At 44.2% G+C, this 24,357-nt stretch carries 22 protein-coding genes and 1 pseudogene; 11 read left to right on the forward strand and 12 right to left on the reverse strand.

The window, feature by feature from the left end; all coding sequences use genetic code 11:
- Positions 1–51 precede the first annotated feature (51 nt).
- From IPG41_05825 to IPG41_05850, 6 genes and pseudogenes are all read left to right on the forward strand, one after another.
- Positions 52–408 carry a hypothetical protein gene (locus IPG41_05825; GenBank protein QQR54677.1) on the forward strand — a complete coding sequence of 119 codons (357 nt, stop codon included), beginning with the start codon at positions 52–54 and terminating at the stop codon, positions 406–408.
- On the forward strand, positions 405–938 hold the full coding sequence (locus tag IPG41_05830) for a hypothetical protein (GenBank protein QQR54678.1): 534 nt from the start codon (positions 405–407) through the stop codon (positions 936–938). The genes IPG41_05825 and IPG41_05830 overlap by 4 nt, the downstream gene beginning before the upstream one ends.
- A 15-nt stretch (positions 939–953) precedes the next feature.
- Positions 954–1,685, forward strand: a complete 732-nt coding sequence (locus IPG41_05835; protein ID QQR54679.1) for an undecaprenyl-diphosphate phosphatase — start codon at positions 954–956, stop codon at positions 1,683–1,685.
- 69 nt (positions 1,686–1,754) lie between these two features.
- Positions 1,755–2,783 (forward strand): annotated as a pseudogene (locus IPG41_05840) (formate--phosphoribosylaminoimidazolecarboxamide ligase).
- A 114-nt stretch (positions 2,784–2,897) separates the two neighbouring features.
- The gene (locus IPG41_05845) at positions 2,898–4,250 is read left to right on the forward strand and encodes an S-layer homology domain-containing protein (protein QQR54680.1); all 1,353 of its coding nucleotides are present in this window, start codon (positions 2,898–2,900) and stop codon (positions 4,248–4,250) included.
- Between the two features lie 85 nt (positions 4,251–4,335).
- Complete coding sequence (locus IPG41_05850; GenBank protein QQR54681.1) at positions 4,336–5,538, forward strand: DUF1297 domain-containing protein; 1,203 nt, start codon at positions 4,336–4,338, stop codon at positions 5,536–5,538.
- Here the strand turns inward: IPG41_05850 and IPG41_05855 are convergent.
- From IPG41_05855 to IPG41_05890, 8 genes are all read right to left on the reverse strand, one after another.
- Positions 5,535–5,918, reverse strand: coding sequence for a type II toxin-antitoxin system VapC family toxin (locus tag IPG41_05855; protein ID QQR54682.1), 384 nt, complete (start codon positions 5,916–5,918; stop codon positions 5,535–5,537). The genes IPG41_05850 and IPG41_05855 overlap by 4 nt on opposite strands.
- Positions 5,915–6,205, reverse strand: a complete 291-nt coding sequence (locus tag IPG41_05860; GenBank protein ID QQR54683.1) for a hypothetical protein — start codon at positions 6,203–6,205, stop codon at positions 5,915–5,917. Before IPG41_05860 ends, IPG41_05855 begins: the two co-directional genes overlap by 4 nt.
- 25 nt (positions 6,206–6,230) lie before the next feature.
- Positions 6,231–8,474, reverse strand: a complete 2,244-nt coding sequence (locus IPG41_05865) for a type IV secretory system conjugative DNA transfer family protein (GenBank protein QQR54684.1) — start codon at positions 8,472–8,474, stop codon at positions 6,231–6,233.
- 12 nt (positions 8,475–8,486) lie between these two features.
- Positions 8,487–9,278 carry a hypothetical protein gene (locus IPG41_05870; GenBank protein ID QQR54685.1) on the reverse strand — a complete coding sequence of 264 codons (792 nt, stop codon included), beginning with the start codon at positions 9,276–9,278 and terminating at the stop codon, positions 8,487–8,489.
- Positions 9,275–10,921, reverse strand: coding sequence for a hypothetical protein (locus IPG41_05875; GenBank protein QQR54686.1), 1,647 nt, complete (start codon positions 10,919–10,921; stop codon positions 9,275–9,277). Before IPG41_05875 ends, IPG41_05870 begins: the two co-directional genes overlap by 4 nt.
- Entirely contained in the window at positions 10,921–12,579 is a 1,659-nt protein-coding gene (locus IPG41_05880; GenBank protein QQR54687.1) for a hypothetical protein, read from the reverse strand. The genes IPG41_05875 and IPG41_05880 overlap by 1 nt, the downstream gene beginning before the upstream one ends.
- On the reverse strand, positions 12,579–14,072 hold the full coding sequence (locus IPG41_05885; protein ID QQR54688.1) for a hypothetical protein: 1,494 nt from the start codon (positions 14,070–14,072) through the stop codon (positions 12,579–12,581). The genes IPG41_05880 and IPG41_05885 overlap by 1 nt, the downstream gene beginning before the upstream one ends.
- Before the next feature lie 203 nt (positions 14,073–14,275).
- Entirely contained in the window at positions 14,276–15,937 is a 1,662-nt protein-coding gene (locus tag IPG41_05890) for a hypothetical protein (GenBank protein QQR54689.1), read from the reverse strand.
- A gap of 126 nt (positions 15,938–16,063) precedes the next feature.
- Between IPG41_05890 and IPG41_05895 the strand changes: the two genes are divergently transcribed.
- Both IPG41_05895 and IPG41_05900 read left to right on the forward strand, forming a co-directional pair.
- Entirely contained in the window at positions 16,064–16,822 is a 759-nt protein-coding gene (locus IPG41_05895; protein ID QQR54690.1) for a hypothetical protein, read from the forward strand.
- 173 nt (positions 16,823–16,995) lie between these two features.
- Positions 16,996–17,661 (forward strand): hypothetical protein, encoded by a 666-nt coding sequence (locus IPG41_05900; GenBank protein ID QQR54691.1) that lies wholly within the window; start codon positions 16,996–16,998, stop codon positions 17,659–17,661.
- Positions 17,662–17,717: 56 nt separating this feature from the next.
- On the opposite strand, the gene IPG41_05905 is transcribed toward IPG41_05900, so the two are convergent.
- A complete protein-coding gene (locus IPG41_05905; GenBank protein ID QQR54692.1) occupies positions 17,718–18,515 on the reverse strand; it encodes a transposase in 798 nt (265 codons plus the stop codon).
- On the opposite strand from IPG41_05905, the gene IPG41_05910 reads away from it, so the two are divergent.
- Positions 18,514–19,104: a transposase gene (locus tag IPG41_05910; GenBank protein QQR54693.1), complete on the forward strand. Its 591-nt coding sequence runs from the start codon at positions 18,514–18,516 to the stop codon at positions 19,102–19,104. The genes IPG41_05905 and IPG41_05910 overlap by 2 nt on opposite strands.
- On the opposite strand, the gene IPG41_05915 is transcribed toward IPG41_05910, so the two are convergent.
- On the reverse strand, positions 19,073–20,662 hold the full coding sequence (locus tag IPG41_05915; protein QQR54694.1) for a hypothetical protein: 1,590 nt from the start codon (positions 20,660–20,662) through the stop codon (positions 19,073–19,075). The two genes, IPG41_05910 and IPG41_05915, sit on opposite strands and share 32 nt — an antisense overlap.
- 226 nt (positions 20,663–20,888) lie before the next feature.
- Here IPG41_05915 and IPG41_05920 point away from each other — a divergent pair, with 226 nt between their 5' ends.
- Both IPG41_05920 and IPG41_05925 read left to right on the forward strand, forming a co-directional pair.
- Positions 20,889–21,149 (forward strand): type II toxin-antitoxin system HicB family antitoxin, encoded by a 261-nt coding sequence (locus tag IPG41_05920; protein ID QQR55667.1) that lies wholly within the window; start codon positions 20,889–20,891, stop codon positions 21,147–21,149.
- The gene (locus IPG41_05925) at positions 21,142–21,354 is read left to right on the forward strand and encodes a type II toxin-antitoxin system HicA family toxin (protein QQR54695.1); all 213 of its coding nucleotides are present in this window, start codon (positions 21,142–21,144) and stop codon (positions 21,352–21,354) included. The genes IPG41_05920 and IPG41_05925 overlap by 8 nt, the downstream gene beginning before the upstream one ends.
- A 15-nt stretch (positions 21,355–21,369) precedes the next feature.
- Here the strand turns inward: IPG41_05925 and IPG41_05930 are convergent, their stop codons facing one another.
- Together IPG41_05930 and IPG41_05935 are read right to left on the reverse strand one after the other, a co-directional pair.
- On the reverse strand, positions 21,370–23,019 hold the full coding sequence (locus IPG41_05930; protein ID QQR54696.1) for a hypothetical protein: 1,650 nt from the start codon (positions 23,017–23,019) through the stop codon (positions 21,370–21,372).
- A gap of 4 nt (positions 23,020–23,023) precedes the next feature.
- Positions 23,024–24,310, reverse strand: coding sequence for an NAD(P)/FAD-dependent oxidoreductase (locus tag IPG41_05935; GenBank protein QQR54697.1), 1,287 nt, complete (start codon positions 24,308–24,310; stop codon positions 23,024–23,026).
- Positions 24,311–24,357: the final 47 nt, after the last annotated feature.

The following is a 24,357-nucleotide window of genomic DNA, read 5'->3' on the forward strand; positions in this document are numbered from 1 at the left end:
GGCCTTCATTTAAAATCGTGCTAAAGTAGAAACACTTCTTATCTACGCCCCATGAAAAGAACACTCTCCCTTCTTACGCTTAGCCTTCTGCTGCTGAGTGCTTGTTCTTCTGGAAAAGACAAGTCCACCGATCCAAATTCAGATTCTACTCAGGAATCCAACCGAGAAAATTCTGAAAACGAAAGCGAGGCCACGACACTTGCGACCAAAGAAAAATCTTGCAAAGATTCCGGCGGAAGCTTCAAAAATGGGACCTGCACCTGTCCTTCCGACACCTACGGACCCGATGACACCCTCATTTACACCTACAATTCCAAGACCGGTCACTGCGAGGATCCCGATGGCGCTCCCGGAGGCATTTTAGGAGAGGATGGAAAAGGGGCTCTGCTTGACCCCAAAGATTTATGAAAAAAATCCTTCACTTTTTCTTGATTTTTTCATTACTCGCTTCAAGCGCAATGTTGTCTACGCCGCGTGCGCAGGCCTGCAGTTGTGTGAGACCCGGCACCCCCGCTGAGGAACTCGAAGCATCCGACGTTGTGTTCAGTGGACAAGTGGTGGGCATCGACCATGCCACTTATGGCTACGACGTAACTTTACAGGTTCATGAGTCTTGGAAAGGGGAAGTGAAAGGGAAAATCACAGTGCACACGGGCATGGGAGGAGGAGACTGCGGCTTCAATTTTGAGCAAGGAAAGGACTATTTGGTTTATGCTTCTCAATCTGATGAAAACTACGGAGTGAGCATCTGTGGCCTCACCGGTCTCCTCGCGGATTCCGACACCGAAAGTCTGGGTATAGGACAAATCTTGACTCAAGAAGAGGATGCAGCACTCAAAAAAATGAACAAGGGGCTCATGACGGGTGCTGCGGTACTGACCCTCGTACTCTTCGGCACGCTCGGGGTCCTTTATGCTCCTAAAAAAGGGCAAAAGTAACTTTAACCCTGCCGCATGTCACTGTTTGATGCCTGCCTGCTCGGCCTCCTGCAAGGAATCACGGAATTCTTGCCCATTTCTTCATCGGGCCACCTTGTTGTGGCGGAAACATTACTGGGATTGCACGTGGATGGACTTAAGGACTTCGATGTGGCGCTTCACGTGGGGACTCTTTTGGCGATTCTCGTTTATTTCCGCAAAGATCTACTCAATTTCAAATGGTGGCCTTGGCTCATTTTAGGAAGCGTTCCTGCCGCTCTCATTGGTTTCACCCTAGAGGATCAAATCGATGCCCTGTTTAGAAGCGCTTCTTCTGTGGCGATACTGATGATCCTTGTTGGGCTTTTATTTTTTATTCCACAGCGTCGCGAGGATCGCCCACTCACCTGGTGGAGAGCTCTACTCATGGGTTGCGGACAGGCCATAGCGATCATTCCAGGGGTTTCACGGAGCGGAGCGACCATCTTTACTGGCATGCAACTCGGCCTCAAGCGTGAAGATGCAGCTCGATTTTCTTTTTTACTCGGATCCATTGCCATTGCGGGAGCAGGTCTCCTAAAAGCCCTGGACACAGCCCAGCTCAGCATTGCTCCTCCCATTCTGCTGGCAGCTTTGCTCTCAGCCTTTTTCTCCAGCTTACTCGTCGCCAGCTGGCTCATGAAATTCTTAAAAAAACATTCCTTCAGAGCATTCGGAATTTACCGTATTATTTTCGGAATCACTTTGCTCTGTATTCTGAATTTCTAAAACAGCCAGATTCATAGACATTGAATAAGGTGTTTGCTACAATCACCAAAACTTAACGACTTGCACGGCATGTCCACCTCTATTTCTGATTATACAATTGCCACCCTTGGAAGTCACACGGCCCTACAAATCCTAAAAGGGGCAAAAGACGAGGGCTTTAAAACGATGGCCATCATCACGCCCGAAACCAGACGCGTTTTCGAAAGTTTTCCAGTAGCCGACGAACTCATTGAAATTCCTAGTTTTGCCGATTATTTTCAAATTGAAGATCAACTCATTGCTAAAAATGCCATTGTGATTCCGCATGGGTCTTTTGTGAGCTATGTAGGAGTAGAAAATGTTGCAGCAAGAATGAAAGCGATGTACTACGGCTCCAGAGGAATTTTACGTTGGGAGTCGGACCGCACCATGGAACGTGTATGGCTTAAAGATGCAGGTCTCAACCTGCCGAAAGTCTTCAAAACACCCGAAGAAATCGACCGTCCTGTGATTGTTAAATTTCACGGAGCCAAGGGAGGGTTCGGTTATTTTATTGCTAAATCTCCTGAAGAATTCCGGGAGCGCATCAAAGAATTTCCAGGAGAAAACGACTATGCCATCCAAGAGTACATTGTAGGAGTGCCCATGTATGTGCACTATTTCTATTCCCATTTGAACAATGAGCTAGAGATCATGAGTTTCGATAAACGTTACGAATCCAATGCCGACTCTATCGGGCGTATTGCAGCTAAAGACCAAATAGAAGCTGGAATCCGCACCAGCTAGACCATTACTGGAAACATGCCCATCGTAGTGCGTGAATCCATGCTTCCCATGTTCTTCCGAATTGGCGAACAGGTCATCCAAAGTTCTCGAAAGCTAGAAGGAGCACCGAAAGGGCTCTTCGGTCCATTCTGTTTGGAAGGCATCATCGATCCCAACCTCCATTTCCGCGTCTTCGAAATTTCCGCCCGCATTGTGGCCGGAACCAATCCTTATATAGAAGGCTCCCCTTACACAGCGCTTCGCTATAAAGAGCCCATGTCCACGGGCCGCCGCCTGGCTCGTGAGCTCAAACAGGCTATAGAATCCGGTCGTTTGACCGAGCTTTTGAGTTGAAATAGGCCTTTCATATCAATCTGATCTACAGGAGGCCATTTTAGCGTATAAAGAAATATATTTGACAAACAATCAACTAAGATGTATAGTCATCTCCTTTTTTCTAATTTCTCTATGAAAAAGCTCAAATTCCTTATTCTTGTAACGGTGGCCACCAGCCTCCTTGCAAACTCACTCACTGGAGTGCGTTCATCCACCGACAGCAACCTCGATGAGGCCAATGTTGAATTCAAATACGTCTTCACCGATGGCGACCAAGCCAGGAATGTGAGCGACGAAGCGGAAGACAACGACGGTCAAACCTTTGTGGCTTTCGACGACCAAGATGAAGACACTCAATATCTTTACTTAGGTTCTGAAGATCCCTTCAACGAAGCCATCTTCTTGATTGAAGAAGGCATTGAAGTGGACGCAGACGAAGACCTCGACATCACTTGGGAATACTCCACCTCCAGCGACTGGAGAACTCTCGAACTCGACCGCGATGAAGTGGATGAATTCGACGACGATGGGACTTTCAAAATTGAATTCGACCCAGCTTCTTCATGGAGAGAAACCGAAGTGGAAGACAAAGAGGCTTACTGGATTCGCGTGAAGATAGAAGGGGAAGTGGATCAAGGAGTGACCATCGATCAAATTTCTGGAGTGGCTTACAACATCTCTGTGACGGTGACCGATCAAAACGGAAACTTCCTCACAGATTTGGATGAAGACAACTTCCGTCTCTACGACATCTCTGACGATAAAATCTACGAATGGACCAACAATGGTAAGGGTGAATACGAATTCGCAGTGAACAATGAAAACGACGACAGTTTCCTCTTTGTGGTGGACGTTAAAGATTACAGCGAATACGGAATCAATGTGGTGGAATTCAGCGGTGAAGCACTTGCTTACAAGATTCAACTCACCCTCGACACCGGATGCAACGCTCCGTTTGTAGACCTCGATTACCACTGGGCTCAAACCGCCGTGGAACTGCTCTACTGTCGTGGAATCATTGAAGGAGAAGGAAGCAATCTTTATGGAGTGAACCACAGCGTGACTCGTGCCGAATTCCTCAAGATGGCCATGATGAACGCAGACATCAATACGTCTCGTTACGAGAATGTAAACATCCCTTATGGAGATGTGGATGAAGACGAATGGTACTACGAATACGTAGCTGCAGCCTACAGGATGGATGTGATCGACGGTGCCCATGCTTACTTCCCTGAAGGAGAAATCTCTCGTGTGGAAGCCCTCACTATTCTCGTTCGTATGACAGGAATGGAAGGCGACAAGTCCGCAACTCGCTTCTCGGACGTGAAGGCCAGCGAATGGTATGCAGCCACCGTGCGTCTCGCAACCGACTACGAAGTGGTTGAAGGATATCCCGACGGCACCTTCAAACCCGATCGCAAGCTCTCTCGTTCCGAAGCGGCGATGATGACCAACAACGCGTACAACGCTTGGTACCAAAACTAAGAATCATAAAAAGGGCTCCGAAAGGGGCTCTTTTTTCTTACTCAAAAAAGCTGTATTCTAAAGCCCCCTTTTCAAACCCTTCCCAATGCTGAACATTCCTGAAGTACTGGCCTCCTACAACCTCAAAGAAATCACCATTGGTGTACTGGGGGGGCACAGCGCCCTGGAAGTATGTGAAGGGGCTAAAAAATTAGGATTTCAGACCCTCGTCGTAGCGCAAAAAGGACGCGAAAAGACTTATGAAAAATACTACCGCACTCGTACGCACGGGGCGCAGCAAAGTGCCAATCGAGAAGTGGGTTGCGTGGATCATCTCATCACTCTCGATAAGTTCGCCGACATCGTAAAACCCGAAGTTCAAGAAGAACTCCGCGGCCGGAGCACGATCTTTGTACACAACCGTTATTTTTGGGTTTACTGCGACTTCAACGCCATTGAAAACGACTTCAATGTGCCCATCTATGGCACTCGCCACCTTGTGCGTCTCGAAGAACGCGACCAACCGAACAATCAATATGTACTCCTTGAAAAAGCTGGCATTCGTATTCCTAAAATCATACGCACCGGGGAGGCCACTGTGACTGGCGACGCACTCAAAACCGTACTCGACCAGCATTTCGACACCAATAGAGGAGGGCCCATCATCGTGAAAGTGAACGAAGCAACCCGCACTTACGAACGCGCCTTCTTTGTGGCCGTCAGCACGGGTGACTTCGAAAAAAAATCCAAAGAAATGATTGCCAGCGGCAAAATCACGGAGGAAGGACTCAACAAAGCGGTGATTGAAGAATTCATCATCGGGGCTCAAGTGAATCTCAATTTTTTCTACTCACCCATCACGGGCGAACTCGAGTTGATGGGCACCGACATGCGTCGCCAAACCAGCCTCGATGGCTTTTTGCGCCTTAATGCCGACGTCCAAAACGAACTGCTCAGTTCAGGCTACCAGTCCAGCATGGTGGAAACCGGACACGTTTCGGTGACCATGAAAGAATCCTTGCTCGAAAAAGCCTTCGACATCGGGGAAAAATTTGTAAAAGCCTCTCAAGAAAATGCAGCCCCTGGCATACTCGGACCCTTCGCTTTGCAAGGGGCAGTCGCCGCCGAAAATGGACGTGAAGAATTTGTGATTTTTGATGTTTCCATGCGCATTCCCGGTTCACCTGGCACGCGTTTCACACCTTATACCAGTTACCTTTGGGGACGCTCCATGAGTTTTGGCGAACGCATCGCCCTCGACATCAAAGAAGCCCTCGACAGCGGACGACTGAGTGAGATTGTGACTTAAGCGTTCAAGGCCCGTACCAAACGTTCGTCAAAAGTGAGCACTTTTGCTTCAAGATTTTTTGCTAAAACCAAAAGCGATATATCCACAAAAGAAAGTTTATGAGGTGAAAGTTCTTCAAAAAGAGCGACACTTTCTTCGAAATATTCTTCGTCCATTTTTAAAAGTTGAATTCCAGAATCTTCTGAAAGGAGGATCTCACTCAGTTGAATTGCCTCCTTCGAAGAAAATCGTGACGTCATGAGTGTGAGTAGTTCTTGATACACTAAAAAAGAAACAAAATGAGGCTCTTCTGCACTAGATTTAAAAATATGACGCGCCTTTTTATGAAGAGAATCGACTGAATTGAAATAAGCGAAAATAAAAGAAGTATCAAGAATCACCAGTCTTTTGGGTAAACAATTTCATCAATACGCTGTGAAATAGTAGGATCATCACCCCAAGCAAAAGTAGGCATCTCAGCCAAGGATTTTCTTTTTTTCAATTGTTTTTTGACTTCCTTCTCAGTCAAATCTCGAATCCAAGCGGCCATTGGTTTTTCTTCTTGAGCAGCCAAAACTTTGATCTGCATATAGAGCATTTTTGGAAAATAAACTTGTGCAGCCTGTTGTCGCATAAATACTGTTACATGTACAGTTAACAGTATAGATTGAAAGGCAATAAAAAACAAGCCTTTTTAAAACAACAATCCTCCCTTAAAGCAAAGGCATCTCAAAATCCGTGCTTTCTTCAATCACACTTTTGTTAACGGGAGCCATAGCATCCACCTCCCCGCCCTCGTCCCATTTTTTGAGTTGGTCTTCAACAACTTCACGCGACTGACAATAGGCGGCACGCGACGCTTCGATGATGGTGCGAGAGTGATCCACAGCACCGTATTGAATGTCCAAAGTTTTTCCAGAAAAAGCTTCGGTGAGCTCGCCATCGATGGACATTTTTAAATAGAATTCACGCACGCCCAAATTGATGATGTCACGCACGCCAAATACAGGGGTATATTCACCTTCCAGCACGGCTGCATCCTCCGCCCCCACACGGAAACTGACCATGGAACCCACATTCCCGAATACCGTTTTTCGTACCTCTTCTTCAAGCTGCCCGATGTATTGATGGCCGATGGTTAAACACAGTCTATATTTACGTGCCTCCGACAAGATTTCTGCAAAAGTATCCGTCGCAAAATTCTGAAACTCATCCACATAAAAGTAAAAATCCTTACGATCTTCCTCACGCATATCCGCACGGGCCATGGCCGCTTGATAAATTTTAGTGATGATCATGGAGCCAAGCAGCGCCGCATTTTCTTCACCCAAAAGTCCTTTAGAAACCTTCATGAGCAGAATTTTTTCGCCGTCCATAATGTCACGAAGATTGAAAGTATTTTTGGACTGCCCAATGATGTTTCGAATCATATTTGTAGACACGAGCTGGCCCACTTTATTGAGCAGAGGAGTGATGGCTTCGGCATCAAATTTTTCACTCCAACCAGCGAATTCATTCACCCAAAAGTTTTTCACCACACTGTCTTCAATACGAGCCACAATTTTTTGTCGATAATTTTTATCGGAGAGCATTTTCAAAATGGACAGCACAGTCGTATTCGGCGAATCCAAAAGCGCCAAAGTCGTATAACGCAGCACATGCTCCAAGCGATTGGACCAATTGGAGCCGAACAATTTTTTGAAAATATCAATGAAACCAATCGTGATTTGCATTTTGAATTTTTCATCCACTTTTTCAAGCGGATTGAACGCAATGGGGAACTCGGTGTCTGCAGGATCAAAGTAAATCACATCCTTTATGCGATGCTCTGGGATGAAGCGCAAAATGTTGTCCACCAGATCACCGTGGGGGTCTAAAATGCCCACACCTTTGCCTGCCTCAATGTCGCTTTTGATCAAAAGTTCCAGCAGTTTGGACTTACCGGTACCGCTCTTTCCCACGGCATAAAGATGACGCCTTCGGTCCGCCCGCTTAATGCCAAAATTTTGAAAATTATTGTGATAATTCGTGGTTCCAAAAAAAGAAACATCTTCTCGTGTGCTAGTGGGCAAGTCTTTCGGCGGTTCATGTTTTTTAGCCAAAATATGCACCACGTGTGGCACATGATCGGAGTTGGGGAAATGGTACAAAGTTGCAAGTTCATCCACACTCACAATCATCGGTTTTACAAAATGACGAGCCGTATATTCGCGTAAAAAAGCAGCCCCTCGACGAGGTCGTTCCAGCATGAATTGATTGCGATCCGTTTTGTTGAATTGAAAAAACGCTTTCGAAAGCGCGGCCAAGTTTCTTTCAGCTTCAGAAACACTATCCGCCACCGCCCCAATACGAATTTCAATCTCAAAAGGTTCATGTTCGCTCTTGTGCACAAAGTCGGCACTTTCTTCAGTATAAAAGGTCTTTTTATCTTTGAGACGTACATAATTTTTAAGCCTAAAACTGCGTCCCATCGAATTGAGCCGCATTTGCACTCGACGTCCAAAATGGTATTGCCAATCTTCTTCACGGGGCGAAATTAAAATTTGAATCCACGCTTGATCATTACGGCCAAGTTTAGAAATCACCGAGAAAAGCCCGGACAAAGAATCGAGCTCAAAATCTTTGAATGTTTTGATGGGATAAATATCGCTTTTCCCAAAGCCCAGCCGCGTGCCCACGAGGTGTTGCTTTTGAGAATCATAAAAATGAGTGTAATCCTTCATTGGGCGGATCTCGCTATTGGGGAAGATGGAATAAATGAGTCCTTCCACGAGTTTAGTCAAACTGGGTTCGCAGCCCACGAAAAAGTAGGTGTACTGACCATAACCAAAGAGTTCCAGCGACAAATGCTTGTGGTGCGCCGTATTGTGAAGATTTTCTAAAAGTTGAAGAAAAAGCTGCTCTTTTTTTGCATTTTCAGGCGTACCTTGCTCCAGAATGACTTGTAGAAATTCCATAGATTAATTATATCAGATTTGACCTGAAAAACAAAGCTCTGACAGAGGGGCTGGTGATACTTTTTGAAGAGCTTTGGGAGAGTCCACACTTAAATATTCTTCTTTGGAATAAGCTTGGTTAAAGATATGGAATTCCTTTTGTTGAAGGTTCACACATCCAAAACAATTCTTGCATCCCGTACAATTTTTAAGAAATGCGCTGTCAAAACAATTCGTACAATCCTGACTGTATTTTAAATTATAACAATTTTGACAATCCACACATTGATAAAGCAATTCAGATTGCAAAACATAGGAGCAGTCCACGCAAGATCGGGAGTGTTTAATGACATTTCCATAAAGACAATCTTCATTGAAATCAGAATCAAAAACCAAGTAGCAGTTTTTGTTATTCCCTGCATAGTTCGTGTAAACACAATTCATCTCAACAATATCACTCGCAGACACTACGTGAGGAAGAGGCACTTGCCGTAGAAGTTCATCGAATTGTTCAAAAAAAGGTCGATTGAAATCGAAGTCTTTCCCATACGAAAGAGGATCCCAACGATCGCCCCACCACTCTTTTTGATCGTAGACCTTATAAGGTTTTTCAGGTGAAATATTTGAAATAAGTTCACGTCCCGTCAGATCACATTTACGATGGTAAAGATTGCGTTCATTACGAAAAATCATTCGTCGTCTCATGCGTTCTTCGGGGCATAAGGTGGGTAAAGGCACATCTATCTTGGCATAAAAAGCCTGATCTTCATCAGTGATGATAAAGGGTTTCGTACTAACCCGACAAATTTTTTCTAATGCAGTCATGAATGAAAAAGTTGAGTGTAACAATGATTGCAATAAACTTGCTCGTCCTTCTCAAAAGGCACACGAATCCCTTGCTTGCAGTGTATGCAATTTCGGTCCCACAGTCGCCTTGGATTTCTCAACTTCAACCGATCCAAATAACGTTGTTGAGGGGCCCGTCTCGGCAGTGCAAGCCCCAGACTTTTATAAAGGGTCAGTTCTTGAGGGATGATCTTATAAAGCTTTCCTGAAACCTCGCATTTCAAGATTTGTTTACTGAAATCTTCAGGCACATCTTGAATGGAATCAGGGATAGTTATAAAAGCCCCCTGATAGTTGTCCTCAGGCTTTTCATCAATCCAATTGTATCCTCTGGCCTTTGCCTCCTCAGCAGTCAGCGGGAAGTATTCTTGTGCCAGTGTTTCATTGTAAGCGAAGGGGCTCAGCGTGGCTGGAAAAAACTCACCCCATTCACCCGTCTTTTTCATCTGATCAATGATTTGTGCTTTCAACGTTTCAAACTCCTCTTTGGAATATTCTGTATTGAGAATACAGTACTCACTTCGGTGAACTCCCACACAAGCAAAAAGATTTTTGCTGCTTTGGCATAAATCTACATAAAGGCTGTCGCTCACATCGTAAGACACGTTTCCGAATTGAATATTCACACTTCGATTGCATCCATGACAGTTGTATTGAAGTTCACAAGCAAAGGCAGATTCATAAGTATCAAAACAGTCTTTGGCATAGCCTGTTTCATAGCAATAACGACAATCTTGCGAATAAATAACGTCGAAAGAATCAAAAACGTTTTTAGACTGATAAATGCAATCTCCCGTACAATTTTCACTGATCAAAATAACAGATTGTTTCGGCGACTTTTGAATCATATTTTCGTACTCGTCCACGAAGTGTCGCAATTGTGCATAGGACCCCAAATTCACAGTTTTCATAAAGGCTTCATACTCTTCTTTAGTGAGTTGCTTGTTATAAACGCAGTAACTTTTTCGAATGAGGCCATTGCACATGAAAGAGTCGCTACAGTTGTAGCAGTTGTAAAGAAAAGCAGAATTAGAATTGTTGTCTGAAAGGAAATTATAGAAAGAGTGATAGCCTCCGACCACATACTGACATTCGTAACACAGCTCACTTTTTTCAATATTGTAAGAGTCCGCGCAGTCTTTATTTTGAATCATCCATTTGGAATAATAGACATTTTCGCAATAAGAAGAATCCACACATAAATAGCAGTTCCGATTGTTCTCTGCATGGTTGGTGTAGTCACAATTTTCACTGTTTTTTTGGACCAAAGCCAAGCGAGGAACTTTCAATTGCAGTTCTTTCAACTGTTCAAAAAAAGGACGCGAAAAATCAAAAGCTTTTCCAAATATTTTTGCATCCCATTTGTCTCCCCACCAGCATGAATTGCAATAAACGACGTAAGGCGAGTCTGCACTGTACATCGAAATGATTTGTTTCTCACAAAGGTCACATTTTCGATGATAGAGGGTGCGTTCATTTCTAAAACTGAGGCGCAATCTTTGCCTTTCATCTGGACACAAAGTCGGCAATGGCACCTGCATTTTCGCATAAAATGCTTGATCATAATCATCGATCAAAAATGTTTTCCCACTCACTCGACATGTTTTTGTAATCGGAGTCATCAGTAGATCGTTTTTAAATAACACGCTTCACAGAATATCTTTTCAGGTTGATCCGGTACAAAACTGCTTTGCAGTTGAACTCCGCATGCGCCACAACTGCGCAGCCACAAATGGCGTGGATTACGTTTGGCCAAACGAGCTTTATATCGACAGTCAAAACAATTCACAGGAGCAGCCACACCCAGGTTTTTATAAAGGGCCAACTCTTGTTTGATCACTTTGTAACTCTTCTCACACGTGTAACAACACAAAATTTGACTCAAAAGGGTCTCATCCGTGTCTTCAATGCGTGCAGGAGGACTCAATTTTGGTCCCGAATAACTATAATTTTTCTCCTCATCCTTCCACTTCAAACCGAGAGCCAGCACCTGTTCCCGTACGAGAGGAAAGTATTCCTGTGCCACCGTTTCATTGTAAGCAAAGTAGGCGAGAGATGGAGGGAAAAACTCGCCCCATTCACCGGTCTTTTGCATATGCTCAATGATGCGCGGAACCAGAGCTTCATACTCCTCTTTAGTGTATTGCTTGTTCAGAATGCAGTAGCGCTGTTTGTTCAGTCCAATGCATCCAAAAAGATCCTGAGAATTGTTCACGCAGTAGTGGCAGTAACGCAGGTTGCTCACATCGTTCCAGCATGAATCGGAAAAAGCGACATTGTAAAAATTATTCCCGCACAAGTGGTTTTCGTAGCCAAGCTCACCCGTGATGCCCCATGCATAACAATCCTGACAGTCACGGCTGTTGTGGAGCCAGGTGCAGTAGCGACAGTCTTCCAGATGGGTACAGTCATAGGAGTCATAAACATTCTTTGAAAACGCGATATGGTCTCCAGTGAAAGATTCATTCTGTACACCTGCATAATACTTTTGTGGACATTCCATTTTGAGTGCTTCAAAAGAGTTTTTGGCTTCCAAAAAACGTTCAGGATTTTCGCGAATTTCTTGAACTCGTTGCTCATAATCCTCTTTGCTCAATTGTTCGTTGAAAAGACAGTATTCTTTGTTCACGAGCGACACACACCCAAAACAATTTTTACAAGATCGACAGTTGTACATGAGAGTCGAATCGCTGCAGCTCTGACAGTTTTGCGAATAGGTCAATCGGTAGCAGGAATAACAGTCGATGCATTCATAACACAGCTCGCTGTCAAAGATGAAAAAGCAATCCAGCAAATTGCGAGAACGGTGCAAGTAAGTGCAGTAGTAGCAGTCTTCATTGTCGTTACCGGCAAAAACAAGGTAACAACTTTTATTACGAGAAGTAAGGTTGGTGAAATCACAATTCTCATTGTCTTTTTGCAGGTTCAAAGCCAAGACCGGCACTTGCTTTTTGAGTTCACCAAACTGCTCAAAGAAAGGACGAGAAAAATTAAAATCGCGTCCATAGTTCAAGGCATTCCATTTGTCGCTGTAAAAGCAAGGCGGACAATAAACTTGAATCGATTCATCTTCATAAATAGACAAAATTTCCTTCTGACAAAGGTCACACTTCCGATGATAGAGTTTTCGCTCATTGCGCCACATGAGACGCCTTCGCATGCGCTCTTCTGGACACAAAGTCGGCAATGGCACCTGCATTTTTGCATAAAACGCTTGATCATAATCATCAATCAAGAACTCTTTCCCACTCACCCGACATATTTTTGTAATCGGAGTCATCAGTAGACGGTTTTTAAATAACACGCTTCACACAGCACTTTTTCAGGACGGTTTGGAGCGTAGGTGCTTTGAATCGCAGAAGAACATTCTGCACAAGACCGAGGCCACAAGTAACGAGGATTTCGAAGGGCACCACGGTTCAACAGTCTTTGTTCGGGACATATTAAAGGAACCGGCAAATTCATTTTTCGATAAAAAGCCAACTCTTGCGGGATCACTTTATAAAGTTTTCCGGTCTTGCTACAGCGAAGGATTTGCTTTGTTAGCCCATCCTCTACATCTAGAATACTTTCTGGGATTTTAAGCGCTGGGCCTATGTATTCTTCTTTAGCTTCGTCTTTCTCATACCAGTTCCAACCTTTGGCGAGTACTTGGTCTTTGCTGAGAGGGATGAGCAAGTGAGCGCTCGTTTCGTTATAAGCATAAGGAGAAATAGAGGAAGGGAAGAACTCGCCCCATTCACCCGTTTTTTGCATGTGCTCGATGATGCGGGCCACCATGACGTCGTATTCTTCTTTAGTGTACTGCTTGTTCAAAATACAATATTGGCTTCGGCGCAGACCAAAACAGCCAAAGCAGTCCTTCACGGAAGGATAACAGTCATCGCAGTAAATCAAATTAGACACGCCTTGCCAGCAATGATCGCTGAACAGCAAGTTGTAAGCATTCGCCCCACAGGCGTTGCATTCATACAAGAGTTCAGCATTGACCCCCCACATGGAATAATCGTAGCAGTACTTCGCTCCATTCAAAATTTCATAGCAATACGCACAACCCTCCAAGTTTTTGGAGTCATAACAAAAACGAGAATCCTTGCACTGTACCAAGTTGTCTCCAGAAACATCTTCGCATTGAGTGATGTAAGTGGCACGATGAGGCATTGAGAGCCGAACTGCTTCACTTTGGGCACGGATTTCTTCAATGGATTTATTTGTAAGTTTTAAAGATTTCATTCGCAGCTCCCATTCTTCTTTGCTGAGCGGTTGATTGAAGTAGTAATACTGTTTTTGAACGAGTCCATGGCATCCAAAACAATTCTTGCAGTTCTTAAGGTCGGATGAAAAATAACAATCCACACTATTCTCACAGTTTTGGCAGAACATACATCCATAGCATGCGAAAAGGCTTACGCCTTCATAGCAGAGCTCGCACTGCTGAATGCGCAGACAATCCACACAATCCTTACAAGTATTTGCACCTCGTGTGTAGTAAACATCTTCATTATTTTCGGCTTGAGAGAGGAGGTAGCAATTCTTTGAATGATCGGCACAGTTTGTGTAGTCGGAATTGACGTCCAGCTGAGGATCCACAAAGAGATTGTGATGAGGCACTGCATCGCAGAGCTCCTTGAACTGCTCAAAAAAAGTACGCTTGAAATCGAAGTCTCTACCATAGTCTCTAGGATCCCATTTGTCCGAGAGCCATTCTGTGATGTGGTAAACAGGGTAAGGAGATTCGGACTTATGCATAGAGACCATGGATTTTCCAGTCATAGCACATTTAGCGTGATAGAGGGTTCGTTCGTTTCTAAAGCTTAAACGACGTTGCCAACGACACGTTGGACAAAATTTTGGCGTGGGTATTTGGAATTTTTTCCCAGCAAAATTAGGACTCATTCGCTCGTAGAAAGCTAGATCTTCTTCATAAACCGTGAAACCAAACTGACAATTTAGACATGTTTTTGTAATCGGAGTCATCAGTAGACGGTTTTTAAATAACACGCTTCACACAGCACTTTTTCAGGACGGTTTGGAGCGTAGGTGCTTTGAATAGAAGTTTGACATGCATCACAATGGCGAGGCCAAAGTTTGCGAGGATTGCGTTGGGACATCCGTTGCACGTGGCGCTCTTCCGGACAAAGCAAAGGCACTGGGAGCTGCATTTGGCGATAAAAAGCCAATTCTTGAGGGATGACGCGGTACAGCTTGTCGGTTTTTTTGCAACGCAAAATTTGCTTTAAAATAGCATCATTCACGTCAGAAATCTTAGCTGGAACCTGCACATCGGGGCCTTTATAATTACTCGACTCGTCATCTTCCTTCCAAGAGTAGCCCATGGATTGAGCCTCTTGCGGGCTGAGAGGGTAATAAATGGAAGCCACCGTCTCGTTGTAAGCAAATGCACTCATTGTGCTAGGGAAGAACTCGCCCCATTCACCCGTTTTTTGCATGTGCTCGATGATGCGCGGAACCAGAACTTCGTACTCTTCTTTGCTGTACTGCTTATTCAAAATGCAGTACGTATTTTTCTTCAGCCCTACACACCCAAATAAATTGGATGAGAACATACAATTATCACAGTACATAAGCTCATCCACTCCCCAACAGGTGTTTGAAAAAAGAACTTTTCGAGCACGATCACCGACGGTAATGGAATCATAAATCAGCTCAGCTTTAAAGCCCCACACATCATAGTCGTAGCAATCTGTAGCTCCATTGCTGAGGTTGCTGCAAAAATGACAATCACGAACGTCCTGACAATCGAAGGCAAAAGAACAGTCCTTGGTATTTTTTAAGTAATCCCCTGTGCTGTTTTCATTATTCATATTGTGATCCGCCTTGAATGAAAAATTTAAAAACCATTGTCGCACTTCTGCCTTTAGTTTTTCCCTGTTCCCGTGCGTATCCAAGTTAAAAGCTGCTATGGTTGCCTCATACGCTTCTTTACTCAGGGGTTTATTAAAAAAATAATATTCTTTATTTCGTAATCCCACGCTGCCAAAACAATGGTTACAATTTCTACAATCTCTCAAAAAAGCGCTATCTGTACAATTCTGGCAATCTTGCGAATTAAACAGTTGATAACATTTTTCACAGTCCACGCATTCGTAACACAGTTCACATTCATAAATTCGAAGACAATCCATTGAACTTTTTGAATACTTACTGAGATGACTATAATAAACACTTTCTGAGCAATCCGAATCAAAGACTAAATAAGAATCCTTCATGTAGGAAGTTTGATTCACATAATCCGAATTCGTACTAGAAGCATCATTACAAAGACTGGGATGAGGCGTTGCATAAAGCAGCTCTTTGAACTGCTCAAAAAAGGGACGGTTAAAGTCAAAAGAACGACCTGAGTCAAGGCCACTCCACCGATCTCCCCACCAGCAAGGATTGCAATAAACTTTGTAAGGAGAACCGGGCCGATACATCGTGATGATTTGTTTTCCACAAAGTTCACACTTCCCATGATAGAGGGAACGCTCATTCCTCCAGAGCATACGTCTGCGCTGACGATCTTCTGGACAAAGGGTCGGTAAGGGCACTTCCATCTTCGTATAAAAAGCCTGATCCACTTCCTCAATGGAAAAGCTATTTTTACACTCCCTACAAGCCTGATCGATAGTTGCCATAAAATAATCTATCACTTATGGCAAGTATAGCGGAAAATGTAAAAATATACCTAATAAAAGCTTGAAAAAAGTCATACAGCAGATTAGAATTTCTGTAGAAATTATTTTACAACATCAACAAAATCCATGCTCCAGGAGAAACTCACCGAATTCGGCCTCTCAGAAGAAGAGGCGCAAGTCTACCTCACGGTACTTGAACTCGGAGGTTCTTTTGCCAGCACCATCGCGAGCAAGGCTAAAATTCCACGCGTAAATTGTTATTACGTTCTTGAAAGTCTGCGCAAACGGGGACTCATCACCACCAACCTCAAGGGGAGCGTGAAATTTTTCGTAGCGGAGCCACCTCAAGTGCTCGTGAACCAAATGGAATCCCAATACGAAAGCGCAAAAAAACTGCTCCCTGAACTGCTCACACTGACCAACGCGCAAGCCTTCAAACCCATCATTCGCTCCTACGAAGGCCTCGAAGGCATCAAAACCATCTTTGAACAATCTCTCGAAGCCAAGTCAGAAGTGCTCGGTTACACCAATCTCGAAGCCCTCGGAAGACTCTTGCCGGACTACCTCCCTGGCTTCTTTCAAAAACTCGTCAAAAAACGCATCAAAACCCGCCTGCTCTCTCCATCCACCGAAGAAGCTCGTCAATTCATCGAGCGCTTTTACCCTAAAAAATACCCTGAAGAACTTGTGGAAGTGCTTTTTGTGAACCCCAAGGAATTCAAATTTGAAAACCAGATTTCCATTTATGACAACGTCGTGGCCATCACCTCCATGAACCCCGAAGAACTCATTGGCGTGGTGATCGAATCCGCTGTTTACGCCCGCACCCAACGCGCAGTTTTCAATCTTTCTTGGCTCGGAGCCACGGCTTTTGTGGCTCAGTAAACTTGTTTTAAATAGCAGTTCAAACAATAAATGATCTTCTCTTCGCTTTGATCTGTCCAAGCCTAAAAAGACCCCAGTTTTAAGAGAGTGAATTGGAGATTTTGTTTTAGGGTAAGGCTAAAATGGGTGTTAAATTTTGAAGAACCACCTTTAAAAAATAACAGATTTTAGCCATGAACAAATATATCCAAGATTTCATTACAAATAAATGCCGAAGTATATTTACAGGTTTAACCCTGCCACAGAAGAAGGCCTTGGCTGAAGTACTTAGAGGACTTTTCGTAGAAGCCACCCCTATACTTCGGCATTTAGCCCAAAACAAAGAGGTTTCAGCAAAGAAGCAAGGGAACAAGTACTCTCATCATCTTGGGAATGTTGATTTACAGAAGAAAGTGGAGGATTTCTCAGTAAGAGCTGTAGCTTCTGAAATTCGTAAAAACACAGTGATTGCTTATGATCTCGTAGATCTTTCCAAACCTTCCGCAAAGAAGATGGAGAAATTGTCACAAGTATATGATTCGAGTGAAGGGAGCATTGAACCTGGTTTTCTTTTGCATGGAGTGGGCGTGAACAATCTGCTCCTAAAACTGCGTTTTCATCACAATGATAAAGAGTTCTTGGGACAGGTTAGGAAGGCTATTTTGGAGGAACTCACCCAGGTTTTTGATCATAAAGGCATTTTTGTCTTTGATCGTGGCAACGACGATGAGAAACTTTTTAGAGATCTTCGTCAGGTCTTAAAAGTGCAATTTATCGCAAGAGTAAGGGAAAACAGAACGGTTGTGCTTAAGGAAACTGGGGTCTGTTTTGTAATCAATAGCTTTGCATCACTTCGTTAGGAGTTAGCATGTGAAGACCCATGTGAGGACGTTCAAAATTGTAATAGTGAAGGAAGTCAGGGATTGCTTTTTTTGTAAGCCTCTAAAGTCTTTGGGACTCGGGAGAGGCATTCCTCCTGGATGGTTCTGTTGAATCTCTCCACATAGGCATTGTCTGTGGGTGTTCGTACTCTTGAATGCCTGTGCTGAATTTCATTAGCTACAAGCGTTTTAGTGAGCCACTTGGAAAACTCACTTCCATGGTCTGTCTGGATCATTTTAAGTTCAAAGGGCATGTCTTCTTGTGAGTGCTGAATAAACTCCCAACTTGCGTGGGTTCCAATCTTCATCACCGGCATAGCAGAGGCCCATCTGCTGCACACGTCCAGCATAGTGTATACATAAAGTCTGTCATAATAAGGCCCATCCACAATCGTGTCTATTTGCACCAATATGCCTGGTTTTTCAGGCCGCGGTCTTTCCTCATACTGGTGCCACTTCTTCCACTTGCTGTATTTGGTCATCTCGTTCCTTTTGAGTGTTCTCTTCACACTGGAAAGACTCACTTCGTAGCCATCTCTTTCCAGAAAATAGTGAATCACTTCTGCACACCGCTGGTACTTGAGTCTGTACTCTATGACTTTCTGCACTGTCTCTGCAGAAAGCTCACTGGGGTGCGAATGGGGACGTGAGCTTTCTGTGGGAATGGTGTGGCCATAGTTATTGCCTCTGAGCTTTTCCACCCACCGCACAATGCTGCTTTGGTTAAAACCTGTGTGTCTGGCCACTTCGCGTGTGCTCCAGCCTTTTTCCAGAACTAACTTTGCTGCCTCCATTCGCACCCGAGGCAGATGGGGATTTTGTGTGTATGCCATGTCCATATCTTTGCACAGGGGTGATGCAAAGCTATTGAACCATTACAGGGTCTTGATTTCTGTGAAAGAGTTGCCTGAAGGAAGCTACGAAGTGTTTTTGATGAAAAATGGAAAAGTGCTTGGGGATCTTTGCCACAATCTGCTCATACGGAACCATCTGGAAGGGAAAGAACCCATAAGGCTCATCTACTCACTCAAGGATTCATATACTGCAGAGCAGATTGTGAATTTGTATCTGGAAAGATGGGGAATTGAAAAGAGTTTTAAGAGAGTGAAGCAAAAGTTCCAGTTGGAGAAAATCCGTGTGCTTAGCCTGAAAAAGTTTATCAATTTGATTGCTCTGACTCAATTTGCAATGAACCTCTCTGTTCTTATGTTTAGGAAAGTCCAAGCTCTCACTCACAGTCTGGTTACTTCTGTTGTTTCCAACTACAAGGGGTTCATTGCAAAGAAATCACTCACCTTTAACCTGGAATCTTTCATAACTTTTCTCCAGAATTCTCTACAGTCACTCCAATTTCATGCCCCTCCAAAACGCCAACCCTCCCTCTTCTCATTCAGGCAACTGAAAAAACTGGGGTCTTTTTAGTCCAAGCGGATTGACCACATTTGCGACAGGTCGTCTGGTGGAGTGCATAAGGGTTCCGTCGAGCTAGACGTTTTTCGTGACGCACATCTGGATGCAGGCTCGGGCGGGGCAAACCCATTTGTGCGTAAAACTTGAGCTCTTGTGGAACCAGTCTAAATGTGCGACCAGACTCGCGGCACTTCACCATATTCTCACCCTCCGCCTCTAGCGGAGCCACTTCTTCCATGTCGTGCCAGTGATACCCTTGGGCAAGCGCTTGTTCTTTAGTGAGAGGCTGAAGGAGCATCGCGCAACTTTCGTTGTAGCCTACATTTGATAAAGCGGCAGGGAAAAATTCACCCCACTCGCCCGTCTTTCTCATGTGCTCTACAATCCGTGGCACCAAGGCTTCATACTCTTCTTTGGTGTATTGCTTATTCAAAATACAGTAAGCATTTTTCTTCATGCCGATGCAGCCGAACAAATTCTGATTTCCGTTGTAAACGACCATCGAATAATAGACATCGCTGTTGCCACCGATCACCGCATAAGAAAAATAGACCCCGTTATTCATCCCATGGGACAGCACCTCGTAACCCACTTCCGCCTTGGTGGCAAAGTCCACATCCATAAGATCTTTGGAGCCTTCAGCTTGAGTGACATTACGCAAGTCTTCCCCATCCACAATATCGAAGGAATAATGAATGTTGCGACTGCCAAAGACGTAACTTCCCACCACATTTTCCGAATTAAAAATATTCAGTGCCCGCACAGGAGATTTTTTTTGATGCTCCTCAAAAGCATGACGTGCACGTTCATACGACTCCGCAGTTCCATCCAAATACTCCGCGATTCTTTTTTGATATTCTTCCTTATTCAGTGGCTGGTTGAAGAAATAATATTGTTTTTGAGCGAGTCCCACACATCCAAAACAATCACTGCATCCACTCATGTCCGCACAAAAATAAAGATCATGGCAGCCCTTAGAGCGCTCGGTAGCCATACAGTGATAGCAAGCTTGGCAGTCAATGCATTCGTAACAAAGCTCACAAGAATTGATGTCATAACAATCCATCGAAGAACGCGACTGAATAGCCATGTAGCTATAATAAATATCCTCGGAATTCATGAGACGAGAAGACAAAAAGCTGTTCCGACTTTGTAAAGTGAAGGCCGTGTAATCGCAGTTTTCAGAGTTCACCACCGAAGAAGCAGGCCGGGGTACCACTTTTGAGAGCTCAGCAAATTGTTCAAAAAAGGGACGACTGAAATCGAACTCTCGCCCATAAGCCAGTGGATCGTAGGCATCGCTCCACCACACATCGATGGCATAGATGGGGTACTCCTTGTCGGGCGAATTAATAGAAATAATATCTCGTCCGGTCTTGCTGCACTTACGCTTGTAGAGGTGTCTATCGTTTCGGAAAGAATAACGGCGTTGTCGGCGGCACGGGGCACAGAGTCGAGGCTCCGGAATATCCAGTCGCTGGCCCGCCAGCGAGGGTGTGATTTTCTTAAGGAATTCCTCATCTTGAGGCGTCCATTCAAAGTTCAACTCGCAATGAATACAATTTTTCATTATATTCAGCCTAGCAAACATTTCAGGGATTTGTCAGGAGCTTTTCGGTACAATCTGAAATGCTTAACCTTTACACATGAAAACAAGATGTTCACGTTGGACCACGCGAAAGGAAGCCAAAGATAAAAATGGCTACCGTCATCCCCAAGTCAAAAGGCAAGAGTTAAAAATGAATCAAGAAGAGCAGGAGGTTTACTTGAAGGGTAATTTTCAGTATCTTAAATCCATGCAAAGTTCTATCCTCAATTATTTAGTTTTCTTCAAAGAAGAACCCGAAGGAGGTTTTACAGTTCTTGTGCCAAGTTTGCAAGGATGCGTTAGCTACGGAGAGAATCTGGAAGAAGCCAAAAGAATGGCTGAGGAAGCTATATTGCTTTACATAGAAGATTTGATTGAATCTGGAGAAGAGGTGCCTTCCGATGAAAAAGCTTTTTCCTTGTCCATAAAAATCACCAAACCAGCCAAGAGAAAAGAACAATATGCCTAAATTGCCCACTTTTAATTCCAAGGAACTCATTGGCTTCCTTGAAAAGATAGGTTTTGTAATTCGACGAACTTCAGGAAGTCACGTCATTTTGTTTAACGAAAAAAAGAAACGTCGTGCAGTTGTTCCATTCCATAAGAAAGAATTGCCTCGAGGAACGCTCCATTCTATTTTGAAAGAGGCAGGAGTTTCAAAAAAAGATCTTTAGAGGCCATCTCAAAAATCAGTACACCACTCCCAAATAACACTCCTCGCAGTACACGATTTCAGGTTGTTCTGGGGCATAAGAAGTATGAATGGATTTTCCGCAGCGGACACAATTTCGCTCCCACGTTTGGATAGGGTTTCGAAGCGCGATGCGCATTTCGTTGCGCGTCTCAGGTGCATAGTGAGGAATAGGAACGCCCATCTTGCGATAGAAAGCCAATTCTTGAAGGATGATGCGATACGGTCGCCCCGTTTTTTCACAAACTAAAGCAGAATCTAAAATGGAATCGGTGACTGCACTCAAAGCATCTGGGATGAAAGGGGCATTCGCAAGGTCATGTTTTTCTTCATTCAACCACTGATAGCCCTGAGCCAAAGCCTCTTCCTTTGTGAGAGGATAGTAGTCCTGAGCGACCGTTTCATTGTAAGCAAATTTAGAATTTTGAATTGGGAAAAATTCACCCCACTCACCAGTCTTTTTCATGTGCTCGACGATGCGAGGCACCAGAGTTTCATACTCTTCTTTGCTGTACTGCTTGTTGAGGATGCAATACTGCGCTCGCTTCATATTGCAGCAGCCAAAAAGGTTTGAAGAATGCACCACCATGTCGCAATAATAAGTGTCTTGAGAGGACCAAGAGAAAGTGCAGAAGGCACAGCGACTGCCTTCAATAGATCCGACCATTTCGTAATAAAGTTCAGCCTTGTAACCCGCATGATCGCAACTCAAAACATCATGGATGCCCCAGCCGCCAAAAAAGATGTCTTTGCAATCCTCAGCAGGCCCATCAATCCCAAAACAATTCTGACAATTTTTAGCATTCGTCACAAAGTCTCCCGTGCAGTTTTCAGCATTGACCATACGCGCGTAGCGATGCGGAAATTGTAGGCGAAATTTTTCAAATTCACTTTTGAGATATTGCACACTTTTCCACGAAAGCAAATCGTACTGACTCACGATGCGTTGGTATTCTTCGGGGGAGTAAGGCTTATTGAAAATATGATGCTTTTTGTTGATGAGACCCACGCATCCAAAACAATCTTCACAATTGCGACATTCATATAAAAAAGCGCTGTTACGACAACTCACGGAACCTCGTGAGTAGCGCAGGGAGTAAGAGCTGTGACAATCCACGCAGTCGTACATCAGCTCACAACTGGTGCACCAATAGCAGTCCACATTGTCCACTCCCTTCATGGAGAAAACACTGTAAAGAGAATCTTGGGAGTAATCTCCGCCGAAGACCAAGTAACAGTTTTTATTGCCTGTAGTCACATTGCAAAACTCACTATTTTCACCGTTCACATTGATAAGTCCAATGTGTGGAACGGCCAATTGCAGTTCGCGAAATTGCTCAAAAAAAGGACGGTTGAAATCAAAATCGCGACCATAACTTTTAGAGTCCCATTGATCGCTCCACCATGCTTCTTGTGAGTAAACTTTAAAAGGCTTGTCCGGCGAATACACAGAGACCATCGGTTTTCCGGTGAGCGCACAAATGTCTTTATAAATCTTCCGCTCATTACGATATGAAAGGCGTCGTCGATGTCGCTCTTCAATACTCAAAGTTGGGGTAGGGATCGCATAAAGAAATTTATTGAGCAGAGCCAGTTCCCAATCACTGACATCGAAAGATTTTCCGGTGATTTTGCAGATTCTTTGCATAAATTTAAATAGGCCACTTATTAAATAAATCCCGCACCAAACTCAGCGCATACTTCATAAGCAAGGGGAAATTCCTCCACTTGAGCACCACCGAAATCAGACTTTTGTTACGATCTTTGCTGTCACAAAATTGGTAGAGGAAACTTTCTTTTTCACGTTCAATCACCTTCCATAGAGCAAAGAAACTGCGATTGCTCTTCATGCGTTCCCAAATGAAACGATACAGAACTTGCTTGCGATAATAGCGCATCAATCGGCCATACTTTTGAATCTCCGAATGAAAGCGTCCTAGTGCCGCACGATCCCCCTTCAAATGCTCCGAAATCAACTTGGCACTCACCATTCCAGAAACCAGCGCGCCCTTGATGCCATCTGCCGCAAAAGCGCCACAAAGTCCAGCGGCATCACCCAGCAAAAGCGAGTGTTCATCATGAACCGTTTTTAAAGGCCCACCAATGGGGATCAAATGTCCAAAAGTCAAAATTTCTTTAGTGCCAGGCTCGATTTCAATCATCTTTTTCTCTTTTAAAACTTCAATAAAATCTTTGATTCGGCCGATGTCTTTGGAGTCTTCTTTGAGCTTTGCAAGCCCCAAACGAAAAGCTGCTTTACCATCGATTTCCGTTGGAGAAAGCCACCCTCCGTAACCCAGCGAAAACTCTCCAAACCAAAAATGGTAGACCGTAAGATCTGGATGAGGACCAAGCATGATTTTTCCGTAAAAAACTTTCTCCACACCCGCCAAAAATTCCTTGTTTTTGGAGAGCCGAGGATTCACCTGCGCTACTCGCGACAAACTTCCATCTGCACCCACAATAAAGCGCGCCTGTACTTCGTGACGTGTGCCATCATTCACGTACAAAACGCGCACCGGATGCTCGGCCTCCGTCGGCACTCGCTGCTGTTCGCCTGCTTCCACCTTATATTCCGTGAATTGCGATGCAATTTTTAAAGTCACATTCGAAGGCAAATTTTTAGATAAATGCTCCAAAATTGCAGGTGTATCGGTACTATAAATCCATGGGTCTTTGGTGTGCGAAAAAAAGTAATGTTCGTAGTCGGGAGCCACCACACCAATGGTCGTGATGCGATTGGGAATGTATCGATCCAGCTCCGGCAAAAAAGATTTCAAAAGTTGATAAGTGTGCTCGGTAATCAGCCCCGTCGATTCCACGGATTGATTGAGCTCGCGTTTCATGTCCAAAATCAGCACTTTCAAATGAGAAGGCAGATGGTGGGCGAGACTCAGCCCGGCAAAACTGGCCCCAATGATGACGACGTCATACTGCATGGGCGCAGTCTAAAGCTCAAAAAGGACTCACGCAAGGCGGTTGCTTT

The organism is Candidatus Peregrinibacteria bacterium, from assembly GCA_016699145.1.
Lineage (GTDB): Bacteria > Patescibacteriota > Gracilibacteria > UBA1369 > 2-02-FULL-48-14.

Bases quoted from the DNA above. Each gene is read 5' to 3' on its own strand.
- IPG41_05825 (QQR54677.1), top strand. From the start codon at position 52: ATGAAAAGAACACTCTCCCTTCTTACGCTTAGCCTTCTGCTGCTGAGT.
- IPG41_05830 (QQR54678.1), top strand. From the start codon at position 405: ATGAAAAAAATCCTTCACTTTTTCTTGATTTTTTCATTACTCGCTTCA.
- IPG41_05835 (QQR54679.1), top strand. From the start codon at position 954: ATGTCACTGTTTGATGCCTGCCTGCTCGGCCTCCTGCAAGGAATCACG.
- IPG41_05845 (QQR54680.1), top strand. From the start codon at position 2,898: ATGAAAAAGCTCAAATTCCTTATTCTTGTAACGGTGGCCACCAGCCTC.
- IPG41_05850 (QQR54681.1), top strand. From the start codon at position 4,336: ATGCTGAACATTCCTGAAGTACTGGCCTCCTACAACCTCAAAGAAATC.
- IPG41_05865 (QQR54684.1), bottom strand. From the start codon at position 8,474: ATGGAATTTCTACAAGTCATTCTGGAGCAAGGTACGCCTGAAAATGCA.
- IPG41_05870 (QQR54685.1), bottom strand. From the start codon at position 9,278: ATGACTGCATTAGAAAAAATTTGTCGGGTTAGTACGAAACCCTTTATC.
- IPG41_05875 (QQR54686.1), bottom strand. From the start codon at position 10,921: ATGACTCCGATTACAAAAACATGTCGAGTGAGTGGGAAAACATTTTTG.
- IPG41_05880 (QQR54687.1), bottom strand. From the start codon at position 12,579: ATGACTCCGATTACAAAAATATGTCGGGTGAGTGGGAAAGAGTTCTTG.
- IPG41_05885 (QQR54688.1), bottom strand. From the start codon at position 14,072: ATGACTGGAAAATCCATGGTCTCTATGCATAAGTCCGAATCTCCTTAC.
- IPG41_05890 (QQR54689.1), bottom strand. From the start codon at position 15,937: ATGGCAACTATCGATCAGGCTTGTAGGGAGTGTAAAAATAGCTTTTCC.
- IPG41_05895 (QQR54690.1), top strand. From the start codon at position 16,064: ATGCTCCAGGAGAAACTCACCGAATTCGGCCTCTCAGAAGAAGAGGCG.
- IPG41_05900 (QQR54691.1), top strand. From the start codon at position 16,996: ATGAACAAATATATCCAAGATTTCATTACAAATAAATGCCGAAGTATA.
- IPG41_05910 (QQR54693.1), top strand. From the start codon at position 18,514: ATGTCCATATCTTTGCACAGGGGTGATGCAAAGCTATTGAACCATTAC.
- IPG41_05905 (QQR54692.1), bottom strand. From the start codon at position 18,515: ATGGCATACACACAAAATCCCCATCTGCCTCGGGTGCGAATGGAGGCA.
- IPG41_05915 (QQR54694.1), bottom strand. From the start codon at position 20,662: ATGAAAAATTGTATTCATTGCGAGTTGAACTTTGAATGGACGCCTCAA.
- IPG41_05920 (QQR55667.1), top strand. From the start codon at position 20,889: ATGCAAAGTTCTATCCTCAATTATTTAGTTTTCTTCAAAGAAGAACCC.
- IPG41_05925 (QQR54695.1), top strand. From the start codon at position 21,142: ATGCCTAAATTGCCCACTTTTAATTCCAAGGAACTCATTGGCTTCCTT.
- IPG41_05930 (QQR54696.1), bottom strand. From the start codon at position 23,019: ATGCAAAGAATCTGCAAAATCACCGGAAAATCTTTCGATGTCAGTGAT.
- IPG41_05935 (QQR54697.1), bottom strand. From the start codon at position 24,310: ATGCAGTATGACGTCGTCATCATTGGGGCCAGTTTTGCCGGGCTGAGT.